The following is a 17991-nucleotide window of genomic DNA, read 5'->3' as shown; positions in this document are numbered from 1 at the left end:
AAATAAAAAAATAAAGGTGATTTAGTTAATGCAATGTAAATACGTCTAAGCTTAGTAGTCAGAATAGTCTAATTGAATATCTAAAACAAGTGCTGGATAATTTTGGTCACGAATATGTAATTAATTTTGCCTAAGTACTTATCAAACCAATATTAAGCTGTTTCAAGTTATGAGTTTTTAGTGGTTATGAGAAGTAAACTCAATGTTGTGGGCTATATTTGGCATTGCGTATTCGATCTGTAAGCCTGGAACTTTAACATCGTTGATAATTTGTTCGAGGATTTTTCTCTCGGTTGTCAGTTGCACGTATATTTTGCCATCCTGTATGGTGACTGGGTAATGATGATTGCCCAAAACATGACCGAGATAAACTAATTTGGAGGGGGCGATCTTGTTGTCTAAGGTAGAAAAGTCTAGGACTAGTAATTCTATATCTTGTAAGCGAACTATTAATAGCTTTTTTGAATCTGTTTGAAATACATCGCCAGACTGTAGAAGGCGATCGCGACTTTTGATAATACCAACAGCAATACCCTCATCAGTATGAGCGTGAATTCTGCCTTTAGCGCGATCGCTTTGGTTCAAAGAAACTTCCAAACAAGCTTCTCTAAGGACTTGTTTAGCTACCTGAGAATTATGATGAATATTTCCGAGATATATTTGGGCAATTTCAGTCATAATTGTTCGAGAGCTAAATTATATAATTCTACGCGGGCATCTCCAGAAAATGGCTAAAATAGAGACAATATTAATTAAAAACCATAATTATTAAAAACTATAATTATTTAAGTTATGAACAAACCTGAAACAGATAGCAAAGATCGTAGCTTTGGAGCGTTAATATATTTATTTCCTTTAGTCTATTCTTTGCCTTTTGGAATAGCACTTTTGACCCAGTTTCCTTGGCTGTATCAATTCTTTTCCCCTTTAGTGGCTATTTATGGGCTGACTAACAGTTTGCCTTTTGCTAGTTTGATTATTTTCTTTGGTTTGTGGTTTGCGGTAGTCAGAAATGATAACGTCAGTTATTTTTTACGCTTCAATGGTATGCAAGCTATATTGATCAACATCTTACAAGTATTGTTTAGCTTGATTATGGGAATTTTAATTCCTGCTTTTGGGGTGCAAAGCTTGATAACCGAAACCTTGAACAATACTATTTTTATGGGTACTGTTGTCGGTTGTTTCTACTGTATTTTCCGCTCTATTCAAGGACAGTATGGAGAACTTCCCGTTATTTCCGAGGCAGCTTCTTCTCAAATTCGCTAACTACTTTGAGTTGATTTTGAGTTGATCTTCTCATCTTGATTCGGTAATCTCGTTGAATTGATATTAACTTTGTCTAAGAGCTTTCAATTTGATGAGATATCCGAATTTACAATCAAGGTATACCAATCAAACATATAGAGATTAACGATGAAAAACTTCAATGTAACTGACGAACTATATTGGACACCCCAAGCACAAGCAAAGTTAAGAATGATTCCTTTCTTTGCTCGTCCTCAAGCACGTCAAAGAATAGAAACAATGGCGCGTGCTGCTGAATTAGAAGAAATAACGGCTGAAATAGTTCTACAGGCGAGAATGGAATTTGGACAATAATTGAGGTCGCAAGCAACATCAGCGATAATTTAGCTTAAAATAGGTTGATACGATCCAGTTATTTGTCAATTATTTAAAGCCTTTCTGGTGCGTGAGAAACCATCCAAGGTCTATTGCTAGTAGAAGTTTGATATCTTGGTTTAGCTGGTTCTCTTTGTTCTCGCTTGACTAATCTTGGTTCGGAAGATTGCGATCGCGCGATCGCGCCAAAACTACCTGAATTAAGATTAATATTAGGTGCAGAAAATATTTTAATGGCAGCTTGGTTACAATTAGGACAATTTATCGGTGCATTAGATTCCGCCATGGTGCGCCAAGCTTCAAATTCTCCACAAGGATTACAGCGATATTCGTATAAGGGCATCTTTTTTTAATGAACAATGGACAATGGACAATTAACAACGGATTGATTTAGGGTGGACAATATTTTCCCTAGGGGAAATGCGATCGATAAACTACTGCTATTGCCCACCATATTGCGTTATGTTGGAACTATGTCCTTCTCAAAAATTGCCGTAGGCAAAGCTAGAGTACAGCAAGCATTTGGCACATCAACAATCCCGCTGATTCTACCCTCAACAGGAGCGCAACTAAGTAATAGATAGGCTTGTTCCCCCGTAAAGCCAAATGTCTTAAGATAGTTAATCGCGTTCAGGCAAGCATTACGATAGGAAACGTGGGCATCGAGGTAATATTGCTCGCCACTAAATTCATCAACGGAAATACCTTCAAAGATCAAATATTCCGAATAATGGGGTTCTACTGGACCTGGTTTAAAGATGGGGTTAACCATCGCATACTTCTCAACGCCTCCTTTGATAATCTCAACGTGGAGGTCAATATATCCCGACATTTCGATCGCACCGCAGAAAGAAATTTCTCCATCTCCTTGAGAAAAGTGAATATCTCCCATGGATAGGTTTGCCCCATCTACATACACAGGGAAGTATATTTTTGAACCTTTTGATAAATTTTTGATATCACAGTTACCACCATGTTCCCTTGGGGGTACAGTACGGGCTGCTTCTGCCGCCACACGATCGAATTCCGAACCAGCAAGAGTTCCCAATACTGCCTGTTCTGGATTTGGCAAAGCTGCTAAATCTGGTATGGCTGGTTTCCAAGGTGGGCCACCTTTCTCTACCAATGCCCGCTCTCGTTTATTCCATGTTTGCAATAGTTCCATCGATGGGGCGCAACCGATCAATCCAGGATGAGTAATGCCTGCAAACCTCACCCCAGGAATATGACGAGAACTAGTATAGATACCCTGAATATCCCAACAGGCTTTAGCTGCTTTAGGGTAATGATCCGTAAGAAAGCCTCCGCCATTCTCGCGAGAAAAGATACCTGTAAAACCCCACTCGTCCCCAGGTAAAGCACCAATATCTAAGATATCTACAACTAAAATATCTCCTGGTTCAGCACCCTCGACACGGATTGGACCGCTCAAGACATGGACTATATTGAGATCGACTTTTTCAATATCACTAGGATCGTCGTTATTACTAATCTGTCCGTCTGTCCAATCTTTACATTCGATGCGGAACACATCTCCAGGCTTAACAGAAACTACTGCGGGAATATCAGGATGCCACCGATTATGACCAGGAACATCCTGTTTTTCCATTGGTTTTGTTAGGTCAACTTTGAAGAGAGTCTCTGGCATTATAATTCTGCTTTTTACTATTAGATTATGTATGAAAAAAACTTCAAAATACGAACTTCTTTAAGCTGAAGAAATGCAGCAAATTTATTATTGTTAAATTCTAAAAATACTGTAGTTTTCAAAGAAGTTTGAAGAGTTTAGTTGAGAGTGCAACTATATTAAAACTGACTAAAATATTTCACCAACAAGTATTGTGGAACATTTACTAAACAGTAAATGTATTTTTTGCTACAAAATAAATTTTAAAAAATTTATTTTGTAGAGTTTGTCTTTGTTTGATGACATTTAAAATATCTATAAGCATGATTTACTGCTGTAGACGCAAATGCAGTAACGTCTAGAGAAGAAAGTACATAATAGTGCTTGAATATGAGATTAAAATGCCAAGATGCATTTTAAAAAAATTCAATAAGCTGCTGTCTACTTAAACTACATGTTGTTGAATATTGAAAGAAAAAAGATTTCCGATCGGATAACTTTTTTAATTAGGAAGACGTAATTAAACGTCTATATGTTCAAAATAACCACAATAAAATAAAACAATTGTAATTAAAAATACAAAATAGAGAGAAAAAAAAGTCTATGCTTCCAAAAGATCAATAAACCACTTTCAGGTTAATTTGACTGAGAAATAATTAAATATTTAGTTAGATCAATTAGCTTAATTCGAGGATGTTTTAAGTTAGTTAGCATTAACAGTTTTGATATATTTCTTGGTTTTTAAAATTTCCTTTCAGTAGCATAAATAAATTCATGAGCAAGAAGTACGAATCGACTTTACTTAACGGAATTAGTCGCCGTAAATTTATTAAATATAGTTCTTTAGCTGTAGGTTCGGGAATTTTAGCATCCTGTACTGGTGGCGGTACTTCTAGTACGGGAGATGAAGATTTAGGGGAAAACCCGATCAAGGTGGGAGTAATGTATTCTACTACAGGGTCGATCGCCATTGTGGAAAAATCTTTACAGGATGCTACTTTCTTAGCCCTAGAACAAATCAATACCAACACTGGACCCTGGGAAGGTAACGGGGAAGGTATAAACGGTAGAAAAATTCAGAAGGTAGTAGTCAATCCTAACTCTGACTGGGATTTATACAACCAGATGTCTAAGCGTCTGATTGATGAAGACAAGGTAGTTTGCGTTCTCGGCTGTTATACTTCTGCCAGCCGTAAGTCTGTACTGCCAGTCTTTGAAGAAAAGGACTCTTTGCTTTATTATCCTGTTTATTATGAAGGCAATGAATGTAGTTCAAACGTATTTTATACGGGGGCTGCACCCAACCAACAAATTACTGATTCCATCCCCTATTGTAAAGAGAATTTTGGACCAAAAGGTTTCTTCGTTGGTTCAGATTATATTTATCCTAAAGAAAGTAACCGAATTGCTAAAGCCGAACTAGAAAAAATCGGCGGAAAGGTTGTAGGAGATGAGTATTCTCCTCTTGGTACGACAGAATTCATCACCATTATTAATAAAATTAAACAAGCCAAGCCAGACTTTGTTCTGAGTAATCTGGTAGGGGATAGTATACCTGCTTTTTACCGTCAGTACAAAGATGCGGGACTGACATCAGATAAAGTGCCAATTATGGCTTATCCAACCACCGAAGAAGAAATTCAGGCGATGGGTTCAGAGTATGCCGCAGGACATTACACTAGCTTTAATTATTTTCAGACTGTAGATACTCCTGAAAATGCTGCTTTTGTGGAGCAGTTTAAAGCAAAGTTTGGTGATAGTCGTGTTACTAACGGGGTAATGGAAGCAGCCTATATTCAGACCTTTTTTATGGCGCAAGCGATGCAAAAAGTTCTCAAAGAGGGAGGTGAACTAAATACTGAAACTATCAGAGAAGCTACCAGAGGACAAGAATTTCAAGCACCCCAAGGGCTAGTTAAAGTAGATCCCGATAATTACCACGCCTATCTTTATTCCCGTATTGGGAAGTGGCAAGAAGATGGTCAGGCGGAAATTGTCTTTGCTACCCCCGCAGCAGTACAGCCCATCGCCTGGAGTCAAACTTTATATCCTGGTCGAGTCTGCACCCGCCCTGTCCCTGATACTCGCGAAAGCCCAATTAAAGAGACAGGAAAAACTTTGCAGGTTAAGTATTTAGAGAAAACCTAAGATCGCTGATGGTTTTGTAGTTTGAGATTTTATAGTTTGAGATGTAGGGTGGGCAAAAATATTGATTGGTTTTGCGTTTATTGACAGGTTCTTTTGGACTAAAGCATATGGGTAGCGGTATCCTTTAGGACTCGCTTTATGCAAAGCGGTATCCTTTAGGGCGCATCGCCCACCAAATAGCAATTTTCCTTATTCTAAAAAAAATGTACGCACATTTGTTTTCGTTTTTTTACTTAGCCCAAGAAGCCGTAGCCGAAGAAACAGCCCAAGCTTTTAGCTTAGTAGCTTTGAGCAATCAACTAATTAATGGGATTGGTGTTGTTGGTATTTTGTTGCTAACTGGTTTAGGTTTGGCAATTACCTTCGGGGTAATGCGAATTATTAACCTAGCCCACGGTGAATTCATCATGCTGGGGGCTTATGCCACCTTTTGGATGCAGTCCACCTTTGGGATGGATCTGCTGCTGACTATTCCTTTCTCCTTTTTGATTACTGCTGCTATTGGCGCATTAGTCGAACTGACTATTATTAGGCGACTGTATGGTCGCCCTTTGGAAACTTTGCTAGCTACCTGGGGGTTGAGTATTGTTTTGCAGGGAATAATTAAGCTTATTTTTACTGCACAACTAAAGTATGTTAAATCTCCACCTTATATATCTGGTAATTTGACTCTTTTAAAAGATGCTCAAGGTTCTCCTGCGATCGCCATTTCTTATTACCGTCTATTTATCGTAACTATAGCGATCGCTTTACTAGTCTTGACAGGTTATCTGCTTAATAAAACCGATCTCGGTCGTCAAGTACGGGCAGTTACCCAAAACCGAGATATGGCTAAGTGTTTGGGAGTTAACACAAGCTTAATTGATATGCTCACCTTCGCTTATGGTTGCGGTCTGGCGGGAATTGCAGGAACGGTAATTTCCTCTCTCAAAAGTGTCTCTCCACCTATGGGACAAGACTATTTAGTCGATGCTTGGATGACCGTGGTAACGGGGGGCGTAGATAAGTTAGTCGGTGTGCTAGCTGGTGCTTTCTTGATTGGGGAGTCTAGTTCGGGTATTGCCTATCTCTTAAACGATCCCACCGCCAGGGTAATTGTCTTGGCTGCGGTAATTATTCTCATCCGCTACAAACCAGAAGGTTTATTTACGATCCAAAAACGCGGATAGAGGCGAATAGCCGTTCTTCCCTACAATTTAATCTTATCCTTTAAAAAAATGGCACAATCAACAATTGGTATTGCAACGCGATCGCGAACTCCAACAAAACTAGGAATTGTTACAGCGATTAGCTTTCTCGTCATGGCAATCTTGCCCTTTGTAGTAGGCAGTTTCCAGATTTCTCTACTATCCAAGCTATTGTTATTTGGTGCGTTAGCTATTTCCTTAGATTTAGTCTGGGGCTTCACGGGTATCCTAAGTTTTGCCCACGGAGTATTCTTTACTCTGGGGGGCTATGCCATGGCGTATTACCTCAAGCTAAATCTGTCAGCCGAAAACAATACCTATGGGGGCAGTTTACCCGATTTTATGGTTTGGAATGGCTTGACGGAGTTACCCTGGTTTATCGCACCCTTAAAATATTTTCCCATAGCTGCGATCGCCATGGTATTAGTCCCTGCTGCTTTTGCCTACCTAATTGGCTGGTTTATTTTTCGTTCTAAGGTGAGTGGTGTTTACATTACGATTATTACTCTGGCAATATCTTCGGCTTTGACTACCTTTTTTATTAGTCAGCAGGCATATACAGGGGGTACAAACGGTATCACCGATGTTTCCAAACTGAGTATTTTTGGCATCAATATTCCCCCCAATGGGCTTTACTGGATAATTCTCTTGTTTACTACTTTTGTCCTGGTTGGTAGCTGGTGGTTAACTCAATCTAATTTTGGTTTAATTCTGCGATCGATCAAAGAAAACGAAAAACGTATTTCCTATTTAGGCTATGACGTTGCCAGCTTCAAGATCTTTATCTGGACGCTTTCTGCTGGTATTGCTGGTATTGCAGGAGGTTTGTTTGTGCCTCTCAATCGCTTTATTTCTCCTGTATATCTAGCCGTAGCTTTTGGAACTCAAGTAGTTATCTGGGTGGCTATTGGCGGCAGAGGAACTTTAATCGGACCCCTTGTGGCAGCCATTCTCTTGGGTCAAATTCAAAACTCTGCCGAACGAGTTACCCAAGACTGGCAGTTGGTAGTGGGGGTATTACTACTAATTGTGGTGCTATTTATCCCCGATGGCTTAGTTGGGACGGTTCAAAAACTATTTGTTAGAAAGCAGAAACCTGTAAGTACTAAACAACCCGCAATCTCCAGTAATTAATCAGCTATGGAATCTATATTGTCAGTCAAAAATTTACAAGTGGTCTTCTCTGGTTTCAAAGCCTTGAAGGGAGTAGATTTGGAAGTGGGCGATCGCGAAATTGTGACGATTATTGGTCCTAACGGGGCAGGAAAAAGTACTCTTTTAGATGCGATCGTTTCCAAATCACCTGTAGCAGCAGGAAACGTCTATTTTCAAGGCAAAGATATTACTAATAAGAACCCTTACGATATTGCCCGCATGGGTATTGGTCGCAAGTTTCAAAATCCTAATGTATATAACGAACTTACTGTCTTTGAAAATATATTACTGGCTTTAAAAGGCACTCACGGTATTTTAAATTCTATTACTGCTAAATTAACCAAAACTAAAAAGGACAAAATCATCGATGTCCTAGATCGAATTGGTTTATTGGGTGATGCAGGAACTATCGTATCCTCTTTATCCCACGGTCAAAAACAATGGGTAGAAATTGGCATGGTAATTGCCCAAGATCCTTCCGTAGTGCTGCTAGATGAACCAACCGCAGGTATGACTCCTGAAGAAACCCACGCCACGGGAGAGATTATTAAAACCCTAGCCAGAGATCATACAGTGGTGGCGATCGAACACGATATGGAATTTGTGAAGCAGATTGCCGAACGAATTATTGTGCTGCATCAAGGAGCAAAATTAGCTGAAGGTTCGGTAGAAGAAATTCAAAGCAATCCCAAAGTAGTTGAAGTTTATTTAGGAAGGGAAAAGATCGATGACGCTGCTTGAACTTAACAATCTCACTGCTGGATATGGACAAACTCCTGTTTTATTTAATGTGGACATGAGCATTAACCAGGGAGATATGGTCGGTCTTTTAGGACGTAATGGAGTGGGTAAAACCACCTTGTTACGGAGTATTATTGGCTTAAACAAATTAACCAAAGGGAGCTTATTTTTTAATAATAAAGATATTACCAAAGCACCTGCTTATAAGCGATCGCGTCAAGGTATTGCTTATATTCCCCAGGGTAGAGAAATTATTCCTTATCTTTCTGTATTGGATAACTTGAAACTAGGCACTAGTGCTAGCGGGAAAAGTAGTAAAAGAATCCCTTCGGAAATCTTTGAATTCTTCCCCATGCTTAAAGAACATTTACCCCGTCAGGGAGGTTTGCTTAGTGGGGGACAACAGCAACAACTGGCGATCGCACGGGGATTAATGTGCAATCCTAAGATTATGCTCTTAGATGAACCCACCGAGGGAATTCAACCCTCCATCGTTCAAGAAATTGAAGATACCCTCAAAAGAATTAACCAAGAAAAAGGAATTACCGTAATTGTCGTCGAACAAAAAATTGATTTTATCCGCCAGCTAGCCAAAAGCTTTTTCATTATGGATAAAGGTGCGATCGTTGCCAAAGGAACAACTCGTGAATTAACTGATTCTTTAGTACATCGATATTTGACTGTTTAGTCAAAATAAGCAATAAATTAAAAGACATTTAAGCAAACAAGAATAAGGTTATAAACTTTTTGAGTAGTGATTGTATGACAAAATTGTGATCGACTCAGTTCCGTTAGAGAATCAACCATTTATTGATAGTTTTGCAGATGATTGCTGTTTAGGGCAAACAATAGGCACTAAGACAGCTTGTGGAGTTACTAGGCAAGGCATAGACCGAGAAGGTGCGATCGCTATCGATAATAATGCCCTACGGTTTAAACCCTTAGTTCAACCAGGGTGGGCTAGGCAGGGTATAGCATATGGCAAATATCAACGAACTAACGGGTTAGCTTTGGCTGTGTTATTGCTCAACGGTCATAATACTTCTCAAGCAGAAACAATGGAGTGGTTTTACAAACGGATTCCGCGTTGGTTCAAAGGCAGTGAAACAGAATCCTAATTCTAGCTAAATCTCGAAACTATTTTGAGGAGGTGATGCTTGATTTTTAGGTCTCAAATTGCCAAATTGTAATAATCTCAACCTATTTTTTGAATTGAGATACTATTGCCGTGTCTATTTTTCTTTTTTACTTCTTCCGAAGTGAATGCCTCAGGGGCTACAATCAAAACTTTTCAGTTTTGTTCTCTAGTTTAAGCATAGAACAACTTCTTTTTTCTCTTCAAAATGAGAATTGCTGGATTTTTGCTTCACTACCAGTCAATTTAAAACTTTAAGTGTCGAATACCTGACCGCGATCGAATACTTCTCCATTCTTACCAATTCCCTGAATTTCTAAACGGTTGGGACGAACATCAATAGTAGCAAAACTCAATCTCGGTGCTGAATGTGCAGTCCACTTAGAACTACCTACAGGACGAGTTTTTGCTCCCGCACCACAGGTTAAATACGTTGTGCCTTTAATCGGTTTAGAACGCTCATAATTGTGGTCGTGACCATTAATGTAAAGCTGAACGCCATGACGAACAAACAGAGGTGATAGCTTGGCAATTAGTTCGGGACTGCTGCCATGAATACCAGAAGAATAGAGAGGATGATGTCCAAAAACAACTTTCCAGGTAGCGGTAGATTCAGCTAAAGTTTGTTCTAGCCAAATAAGTTGTTGTGACCAGTCGGCATTTTCATTGGTATCGAGGGCAAAAAACTGCACTATCCCATGTGTAAAAGTATAGTAGCGTCCTGCCATATTAAACGAACTAAAGTCAACCTGATCCTTACCGTTATTAGTCCGTACATCGTGGTTGCCCAATACCGCATAAAACGGGACTTTTTGTTTTCTCAGGAAGTGATAGGGCTTACTAAAGGTAGCTCCAACCTTGCTGATTTCGCCATTTTCGTAAATATTATCCCCCGTTAACAACACCAGTTCAAAAGGTTCTTGACGATAATAATCGTTCATCACTTGGGCGATCGCATTTTGTCCCGCCTTTCCTGTACCTACATCCCCTAAAGCAGCAAAGCGAAATGAAGCAGACTGGGCAACTTTATTTTTAGGGGTAGTTCCCCAAGCAGTTAGATAATAACTACTTAAAGCTAGCCCTAATCCACTTCCACCCCATCGTAATAATTGGCGACGTTTCAATAGTTTTTCTTTTCCTTATCGTAATGATTGTTTGTAAATCAACAATCTTGACGTTCTTGACCTTCTTGACCTTCTTTTAATGCTTTTCAGCCATTGTAAGGTGTTGAGATTGTATACAAGAATTGTTAAGAAGTTTACAAGAGATAGTAATTTTTTTACAAATATAAATTTATGACTTTTAAATCATTTTTAGGATTAAGCTGATTGAGTAATTTAGGCATCGTTTCTCTTTATTTTAGTATCGTTCGACATTAATCTTACTTAGAATTATTATGCAAAAATGGCTATACAGACTCACTAAATTTTGGCGCAGAAAAGTTCATCCCCAGTTATCTACCTTGATTGCTACGGTAGGAGTAACGGGGTTGCTCAGTTGTTTATTAATAATCTATGTTCTAGGCAAACTTTCAAACGAAGTGTTGGAGAAAGAAGCCTTTGCTTTTGATCAAACAATTCTGCTCTGGATTCACTCTTTTGCTAATCCAACTTTAGACCGTATCATGCTCTGGGTAACTAACTTGGGAAATCCTAGTACAGTTGTGGTGATAGTGACAATTAGTTTAGCATTGCTTCTGTGGCGAAAATACTATCAAGAAGCCAAGATATTTTTGGTTGATTGCTTAGGGGGAGTAATTCTTAGTTACGGTCTGAAGTTAGTTTTTAGTAAAACTCGTCCCGATCTCTGGCAGTCTCCCATCACCGAAACTTCCTACAGTTATCCTAGCGGTCATGCTTTAGGTTCGACCATTTTGTACGGATTTTTAGCCTATTTATTAGCTACTCGTTATCCGAAATTTTCTTGGTTGATTTATGCTGTGGCGGGATTATTGATTTTCGCGATTGGCTTGAGTCGATTGTATTTAGGGGTACATTGGCCCACAGATATTATTGGCGGTTATTGTATTGGCTTCTTATGGGTAGTTTTGTGTATTACTATGTTAAGACTACACAAGCATTAATATATACCTAACTGTGTCGTCCCTATTTCGGACTTTTGACGATTAAGAAATTTTTGCCTGTTTACGAGTCCGTCGCTGCCTCAACTCGTACCAGCCCAGCATCAAAATCGAAATAATCAAGGGCATAAAATAGTAGATGGCTCGATAGGCTATAAGCATACCGAATAGCTGATTTGAAGCAATAGATGAAGAAAGTAAGAGGATTAGTACGGTTTCAAATACTCCTAATCCCCCAGGAACATTACTCAAGATTCCTGCAATTTGAGCTAATAAATAAATGCCAAAAAAGCTAAAAAAGGAAAAATGCTTCGGTACGGGTAGCAATACATAGAGTACCCCTGCTGCAAACATCCAGTCAAAAGATATTAGAATGATTTGCGCTAAAGATAGCTTGAAGGGCAGATGGGGGACTACCCAGTTTCTAATTTTAAAAGGCTTTTGGCTCAACCCCGTCCAAAGCAAGTAAGCAAGAATAACTGTTAGAAAAATAAACCCGACAGGACGTACAGACGAAAACGGCAGATTAAGCTGTTTAGGTATTGCCAGGGGAGTAAAAGCAAAAACCGCCCCCCCTACGGCAAACAAGCCTAGCCAAAAACTGAGATTGCAGAAAGTAATTATCTGGGCAATTTTGGCAGCGGAAAAACCCCATGTCGAGTAAAACTTATAGCGGATCGCACTGCCACTGAGTAGAGCAAAGCCAACACTATTGCTGATTCCATAGCTAATAATTGCTACTAAACTGGTGCGTTTATAGGATAAAGGCTGACTTACATAGCGCACGGCTAAGGTATCGTATCCTGTCAGTAACAGATAATTAATTGCAGTCAAGGCGATCGCCAATAAAAGATACTGGTTAGGAATCACGTTTAAACTACTAAATACATCTTGTAAGCTATATTTGCGTAGCTCCTGCAAAATTGCCCACAGAGAAAGGGTAAAAAGTGCCAGGGTTAATAATATAGGTGCAATCTTACTTAATCTTTTGAACCAGCTAGCAACGGCGGTGCTTAAAAATTGTGTCCCTAAATAATCTTGTAGGCGATCGCCAGAATCAGCTCTAACTAATCCCACAACCACATCGGGCAGTGCCGCTAACTGAGGATATACGAGATAGCGCGACTCCCAATTGGGGTGAAATTTATCTTTGTAGGCTCTCAATCCTTGGAAATTATAGAACTGGTTTAAATGCTCGTAGAGGTAGTGCATTCCTCGTTCGATAGTAGAAGAGCGATCTGCTTCCCCTACCCCAGATAGAGCAGCCAAGCCTAGATTAAAACTGTCGTAATCCACTTTAAAGTGTTCAAACAGGGAAATAAATAAGTAGTCCATCGTGCCATTTTCCATTTCTGGTAGATGACGCATCAGATCGATGGTAATCTCATTACGCTGATATTCAGGAATGATGTTGGCAAATGCCACAGGATTTCCCTGCTCATTGTGAACCACAGCAATTTCACAGTCTCTAATATAGTTATCGTCAAACCAGCCCACAGAAAACCTTTTTTCTGAGCCTGCCATTTCTTCCAACCACTCATTACTAATGGCTCTTAGTTCTAGTAATAATTCATCGGCTATGGGTGGGGCGTGAAACTGAACTTGATAACCCAGCTTATTAAATTTATTGATTGCTGGACGTAGGTTTTTACCCATCTTGCCCTGGAGGGTAAACGCCTTAAGATTTACCGTTGCTTCTTCGCCGATTTTAAGGGTTTTGAAATTGAGGGACTGATATAGCTTCAAATCGTCGGGCAAAGTTTGATAGAAAGCGGGTTCCCAGTCATTGAGGAGGCAAAACTGCTTAAAACCTGCGATCGCCTCGTGGCGATCTTCTGCTACACCAATGGGGTCGCCCAAAGCGATCGCTCCTCTGCCTTTTGGCACATAAGCTACGACGCTTTGACCAGAAGGACTAAAGTAATAGGATTTATCATCTAGTAGGGCAAACCGCGCTAAAGAAGAGTTACCATATTTTTCGACAAGTTCCCTGGCTCGTTGTCTTTCCTCTGTTGTTGCTTCATTGTGGAGTAGTACTGGGCGCAACAGCATCCACAGGGCATAAAGTAGCGTTACCCCGCCGATGATATAGATTGAATTGATAAAGAAACTGCCAAAGCGAGAAGTAGGCTGTAGTCCTAGATTGTTATCTGTAAAAAATATTGCTAGAGTTTGCTTAATTGCTTCTCCCAAACGAAAAGTAGCCGAGTAGTGACGGTTTAGCCAATAGAACCCTAGAGTACCGTACACCATAGTAAATATTATGGCGATCGCCAGCACCCGAATACCTTGAATAATCGAAGGACGATCTGAGCGAGCAGTAAAAAGCGATCGCATCCATAAAAGTTGCCCTAACAATAGAATTGCCAGCAAGCTTTCCTCGTAATTCCAACCTTTGATTAGGTTACTTAAAATTGATACTATCAGTAAGCCAACGGTGATTAACCAAGCAAGACGTTTGCGACGCAGTAAATTCGCTGCAATAACCAACAGGAAAAAACCACTAATGGCAGCGAATAGATGCGCTCCCGCCCTAACTTCAAAGGGAAAGAATTGCTCTAGCCAGTCCACTCGTTCGGGCAAACTTGGCGTTACCGCTGAAAGCAGGTTAGCTAGACCTACCGCACCAGTTAATAATGCTGCTATCCACAATCCAATTCTGGTTCTTTGCCTAGACATTATTTTGATTTGATTTAGTACTGTTAAGGCTACTATGTTTTTGCTTTAAGTGCGATCGCTTTATTATTAATAACTGTAAAAAATAACTAAGATTTATCTTATATATCCCTCTTAATTAATCTTAAATTTAATTAGAAGAATTACTAAAAATAATTTTTAACTATCTAAAAAGTTTTGATTTTAACTATTGGACGAAGTTTGTCAAAATTGACATACAAATAACACCTCAATGACAAAAGTCGTGGTTATGTTGTACCAACAGTCCAACAAAGTTATATGAGGACAAGAACATGAATAACGCATTTAATAATTTAAAAGCCATCAGTTCGATTACAGTAGCCAGTTTTTCTCTTTTAGCAATGCCATTTGTTACCATATCTGCGGAGGCAAGTGAGGAAAAGTCCCAATTTGGTTCTCAACTAGCAATAAACCAAACTCATATTATCGATACAGAAATTGACATGACCGATGATGATTCAGTATATATTAATAATATGCGAGAACACTATCATCTTGACTAATTTATGGTTCTAGCAAACCTAATATGTAAAGCTAACAAAGATTTTGCCCTGTAAATAAGGCGATCGCATCTAACTTTTGAGAATATATTATTTTAGATGCGATCGCTCTTTTATTACTCACAATAGATTAGATTTTACATATGTATTGAAATAATTCAACTTCTCATCAAAAGTGATATCAGCGATCATTTATAATATTACTCATTCATATTTTTTAGAGTAGCAACGGCAGAAGGTGAAATACGATTAAGATATCTAAAAATCCAATATTTCAAAATCGTATCGAGGATGACAGGAAAAGTAGCAATAAATAAAAATATTGCGCTGTGATTAGGCTGTAAACCTAAATGATTGGCTATGCCTTCGAGAATTACTTCCCAGCCATGAGGAGAGTGAAATCCGACAAAGACATCGGTAAACAAAATAATTAAAAATGCTTTGGCACTATCGCTCAAGCCATACATAATATGATCTAAAAAGCTTTTAATCGCAGCAATACCCTGCCTGTTGGTTATTGCTACCAAAATAAAGGCGATTAAACCTAAAAAATCGGCAAAAACATTACTTATGGCATTACTACCTTTGTGGCGAAATTCACTGGCTAGTTCTGTTGCTTTTTCCTTGAGCTTCTCTTCGATAATTTCTGGAACGGTTAAGTTGGCAATGCCGATTAAGTTATCAAATTTTAATTCTGCTTCAAAATTTTGTAATTCTTTGAATGCTTCTTCTTTCATTTCCAAATTGATAAAAATTGCCGAATCATGAGCTTCACGGTACTGTTCGACAGCAGGGAATAGAAAAAACTGCTTGGATACTTGCTGTGTGATTAGGGGAATAACTATTAACAAGACCAAACAGCGTACAGCCATTTGGGTGACACGACGTTCGCGACGAAAGTTTTCGATAATGTCGGCTTCACTATCACTTTTTAGTTCGGTCTTAATCTTGCTAAAAGTTCTACCAAGCGATCGCGGTAAGACTCCTGTTTTTTCAGTAACTGGTTTGACTCTACTTAAATCCTCGGTAATTGAAGCATAGCGATCGAATTTACTATTTGGTTTGGCGATGGTATTTACGGGGGGAATAACGGTAGCTTGAATCAGATCGGTGCGATATTTGGTTAAAACTTCTTCAATCAAAATTATTTTTGACCAGCAATCTTGAGGATATTTAAGAAAATAACGGCTAACTTTAAATTCGGCTAAATTGACCTTGATAATTGCCAAATATTTATCAATATCCGCCTCTAAATAATTGATTACTGCTGGTCGATTGACTGCTTGTTCTCGATCTTGAGATGCTAGATAATTTGCTTCTAAAGATTTTATATTTAAAGCAGCTAAATAAGCTTTATCTAAGGCTCTAGTGGGGGTGTCTACAAACCATTGATAGCTATTGCGGGAATAGTTAGTTAACTTATCGAGAATAGCTTCAGTTTTACCATTGCTCCAGGTATTTTTCACGGGTTATATCGAACTAAAAATTCTTGCTCCTAAAAAGGAAAACTGATTAATTAGGACTTACGCATTGACAGAAAAATTTAAATCTGCGGTATTGGTTTTGGGTATCTATAATTTTGGTTTTTTCACTTTTAGGCGATCGCCACCTTTTAAAAGATGTTTGAAATAAGGCTACAATCACCTATTTTCGTTGTCAAAATATAGTAATTTTGTACGATGCGTAAGTCCTATTAATGATGGATTGCGGTTAAAGGATTGGGAGTTGCTGAGGAATGAGAATTTAATACCTCAAAGCGATCGCTCTTGGAATCATAAGCATGAATTTTTCCTGTCTCAATGCCATATATCCAAGCATGTAGGGAAATTTGTCCCGAGCGTATTTTGGATTGACACTCCCCCTGCGTAGCAAGGGGGATTCTTCATTCATCCAGCGACCTTAGTTCGACTTGTTTCCGAGTCTAACCAGAGGGTCATCTGTCCAGAAGCGTTTACACCATACATAGGTGCGGTTACTGTATGCCCTACAGTACCTTTATTAAGAATGTTAATAGCTGCGTTTTCGTCGCGACACAATTTAGCACCACAACTGCACGAGTGAGTTCTTGTGCTTAGAGACTTCTTAACTCGTTTGCCACAATTGCTGCAATCCTGACTAGTATAGGCTGGGTTAACCGCTATTACTTGTCTGTTAAATACACTGCCAAAGTATTCTAACCATTGTCTAAATAGACTCCAGCTAACGTCGCTGATACTTTTAGCTAGGTTATGGTTTTTCACTAAACCACGAACATTGAGATTTTCTATCACAATTACATCGTTAGATGTACATAACACCCTTGCAGCCTTAACTACAAAGTCTTTGCGCTGTCTAGATATCTTAAGATGTTTTCTTCCTAGCCTATTGATAGCTTTGCGACGATTGTTACTACCTTTCTTTTTGCGACTAACCAGTTTTTGTAATCTCTTTAATCGCTTCTCAGTTTTACGAAGATACCTTGGGTTAGCAACTTTTTTACCATTCGAGTCAGTATAGAACGACTCTAGACCTACATCAATTCCAATAGAATTACCAGTAGGAGTACAATCTTCTAATCTCTCTGCTTTTATACAAAACTGACAGTAGTAGCCATCTACTCTCTTAATTAGTCTTACTCGCTTAATATCTTTTGGATTAACGAATTGAATATCTCGGCTACCAACAAGCTTTATAGTACCAATTTTAGTTTTATCGGTAAAAGTAATGTGTCTACGGCAATTAGATAACCTCCAACCACCTACCTTGTATTCAATAGAGCGACTATTTCTTTTGAAACGCGGAAAGCCTTTTTTTCCCGCTACCTTCTTTTTACAGTTGTCATAGAATCGACCAATAGCAGTCCACGCACGTTCGGCTGAAGCTTGCCTAGCGTTGGAATGTATTGATTTAGCAAACGGCATTTCAGGATCGTTAGCAACTATTGTTGAATATTTGTTGAGAGCAAATCTATTAATTTTTTGCTCTGGTTTTGCATCCATCCAAAACCTTAGACATTTGTTTCTAATGTATTGCGCCGTTCTAATTGCTCCATCAATTGCTGCCAGTTTAGTATTGTTCGCTTTGATTTTATATTCGTAAACTAGCACGTCTTTCCTCCC

16 protein-coding genes and 2 pseudogenes are annotated in these 17991 nt (G+C 38.9%); 10 read left to right on the top strand and 8 right to left on the bottom strand.

Annotated elements, in window-relative coordinates; all coding sequences use genetic code 11:
* Window positions 1–177 precede the first annotated feature (177 nt).
* Window positions 178–678: an urease accessory protein UreE gene (locus I4641_RS17955; RefSeq protein ID WP_229641960.1), complete on the bottom strand. Its 501-nt coding sequence runs from the start codon at window positions 676–678 to the stop codon at window positions 178–180.
* A gap of 114 nt (window positions 679–792) precedes the next feature.
* On the opposite strand from I4641_RS17955, the gene I4641_RS17950 reads away from it, so the two are divergent.
* The gene (locus tag I4641_RS17950) at window positions 793–1269 is read left to right on the top strand and encodes a Tic20 family protein (RefSeq protein WP_229641959.1); all 477 of its coding nucleotides are present in this window, start codon (window positions 793–795) and stop codon (window positions 1267–1269) included.
* 147 nt (window positions 1270–1416) lie between these two features.
* On the top strand, window positions 1417–1602 hold the full coding sequence (locus I4641_RS17945) for a PCP reductase family protein (protein WP_229641958.1): 186 nt from the start codon (window positions 1417–1419) through the stop codon (window positions 1600–1602).
* A gap of 73 nt (window positions 1603–1675) precedes the next feature.
* Here I4641_RS17945 and I4641_RS17940 read toward each other — a convergent pair whose 3' ends face one another.
* Window positions 1676–1966, bottom strand: a complete 291-nt coding sequence (locus I4641_RS17940) for an FmdB family zinc ribbon protein (RefSeq protein WP_229641957.1) — start codon at window positions 1964–1966, stop codon at window positions 1676–1678.
* A gap of 117 nt (window positions 1967–2083) precedes the next feature.
* Window positions 2084–3271 (bottom strand): formamidase, encoded by a 1188-nt coding sequence (gene fmdA / locus I4641_RS17935; RefSeq protein ID WP_229641956.1) that lies wholly within the window; start codon window positions 3269–3271, stop codon window positions 2084–2086.
* A 753-nt stretch (window positions 3272–4024) separates the two neighbouring features.
* Here fmdA and I4641_RS17930 point away from each other — a divergent pair.
* The 6 genes from I4641_RS17930 to I4641_RS17905 all read left to right on the top strand — a co-directional run bounded on the left by I4641_RS17930 (window position 4025) and on the right by I4641_RS17905 (window position 9599).
* On the top strand, window positions 4025–5398 hold the full coding sequence (locus I4641_RS17930) for an ABC transporter substrate-binding protein (protein ID WP_229641955.1): 1374 nt from the start codon (window positions 4025–4027) through the stop codon (window positions 5396–5398).
* A 203-nt stretch (window positions 5399–5601) separates the two neighbouring features.
* Window positions 5602–6567: an urea ABC transporter permease subunit UrtB gene (urtB, locus tag I4641_RS17925; protein ID WP_229641954.1), complete on the top strand. Its 966-nt coding sequence runs from the start codon at window positions 5602–5604 to the stop codon at window positions 6565–6567.
* Between the two features lie 48 nt (window positions 6568–6615).
* Entirely contained in the window at window positions 6616–7719 is a 1104-nt protein-coding gene (urtC, locus tag I4641_RS17920) for an urea ABC transporter permease subunit UrtC (RefSeq protein ID WP_229641953.1), read from the top strand.
* Between the two features lie 6 nt (window positions 7720–7725).
* Window positions 7726–8481, top strand: coding sequence for an urea ABC transporter ATP-binding protein UrtD (urtD, locus tag I4641_RS17915; protein WP_229641952.1), 756 nt, complete (start codon window positions 7726–7728; stop codon window positions 8479–8481).
* On the top strand, window positions 8468–9169 hold the full coding sequence (gene urtE / locus I4641_RS17910; protein ID WP_229641951.1) for an urea ABC transporter ATP-binding subunit UrtE: 702 nt from the start codon (window positions 8468–8470) through the stop codon (window positions 9167–9169). Before urtD ends, urtE begins: the two co-directional genes overlap by 14 nt.
* A gap of 85 nt (window positions 9170–9254) precedes the next feature.
* Window positions 9255–9599, top strand: a complete 345-nt coding sequence (locus I4641_RS17905) for a hypothetical protein (RefSeq protein ID WP_229641950.1) — start codon at window positions 9255–9257, stop codon at window positions 9597–9599.
* A gap of 271 nt (window positions 9600–9870) precedes the next feature.
* Here I4641_RS17905 and I4641_RS17900 read toward each other — a convergent pair whose 3' ends face one another.
* Window positions 9871–10740, bottom strand: coding sequence for a metallophosphoesterase family protein (locus tag I4641_RS17900; protein WP_229641949.1), 870 nt, complete (start codon window positions 10738–10740; stop codon window positions 9871–9873).
* A 272-nt stretch (window positions 10741–11012) separates the two neighbouring features.
* Here I4641_RS17900 and I4641_RS17895 point away from each other — a divergent pair, with 272 nt between their 5' ends.
* On the top strand, window positions 11013–11699 hold the full coding sequence (locus I4641_RS17895) for a phosphatase PAP2 family protein (protein WP_229641948.1): 687 nt from the start codon (window positions 11013–11015) through the stop codon (window positions 11697–11699).
* A gap of 42 nt (window positions 11700–11741) precedes the next feature.
* Here I4641_RS17895 and I4641_RS24265 read toward each other — a convergent pair.
* A pseudogene (locus I4641_RS24265) lies at window positions 11742–12701 on the bottom strand (lysylphosphatidylglycerol synthase domain-containing protein); the annotation flags it as partial.
* Between the two features lie 27 nt (window positions 12702–12728).
* Window positions 12729–14375 (bottom strand): annotated as a pseudogene (locus tag I4641_RS24260) (phosphatidylglycerol lysyltransferase domain-containing protein); the annotation flags it as partial.
* 290 nt (window positions 14376–14665) lie between these two features.
* Between I4641_RS24260 and I4641_RS17885 the strand changes: the two are divergent.
* Window positions 14666–14896, top strand: a complete 231-nt coding sequence (locus tag I4641_RS17885; protein ID WP_229641946.1) for a hypothetical protein — start codon at window positions 14666–14668, stop codon at window positions 14894–14896.
* A gap of 197 nt (window positions 14897–15093) precedes the next feature.
* Here I4641_RS17885 and I4641_RS17880 read toward each other — a convergent pair whose 3' ends face one another.
* Window positions 15094–16359 (bottom strand): proton extrusion protein PcxA, encoded by a 1266-nt coding sequence (locus I4641_RS17880; protein ID WP_229641945.1) that lies wholly within the window; start codon window positions 16357–16359, stop codon window positions 15094–15096.
* Between the two features lie 420 nt (window positions 16360–16779).
* Window positions 16780–17979 (bottom strand): RNA-guided endonuclease InsQ/TnpB family protein, encoded by a 1200-nt coding sequence (locus I4641_RS17875; RefSeq protein WP_229641944.1) that lies wholly within the window; start codon window positions 17977–17979, stop codon window positions 16780–16782.
* Window positions 17980–17991: the final 12 nt, after the last annotated feature.

It is taken from the genome of Waterburya agarophytonicola KI4, assembly GCF_020640915.1.
GTDB classification, from domain to species: domain Bacteria; phylum Cyanobacteriota; class Cyanobacteriia; order Cyanobacteriales; family Xenococcaceae; genus Waterburya; species Waterburya agarophytonicola.
The sequence above is the reverse complement of the archived record's forward strand: the minus strand, read 5'-3'. Positions and strand labels throughout refer to the sequence as shown.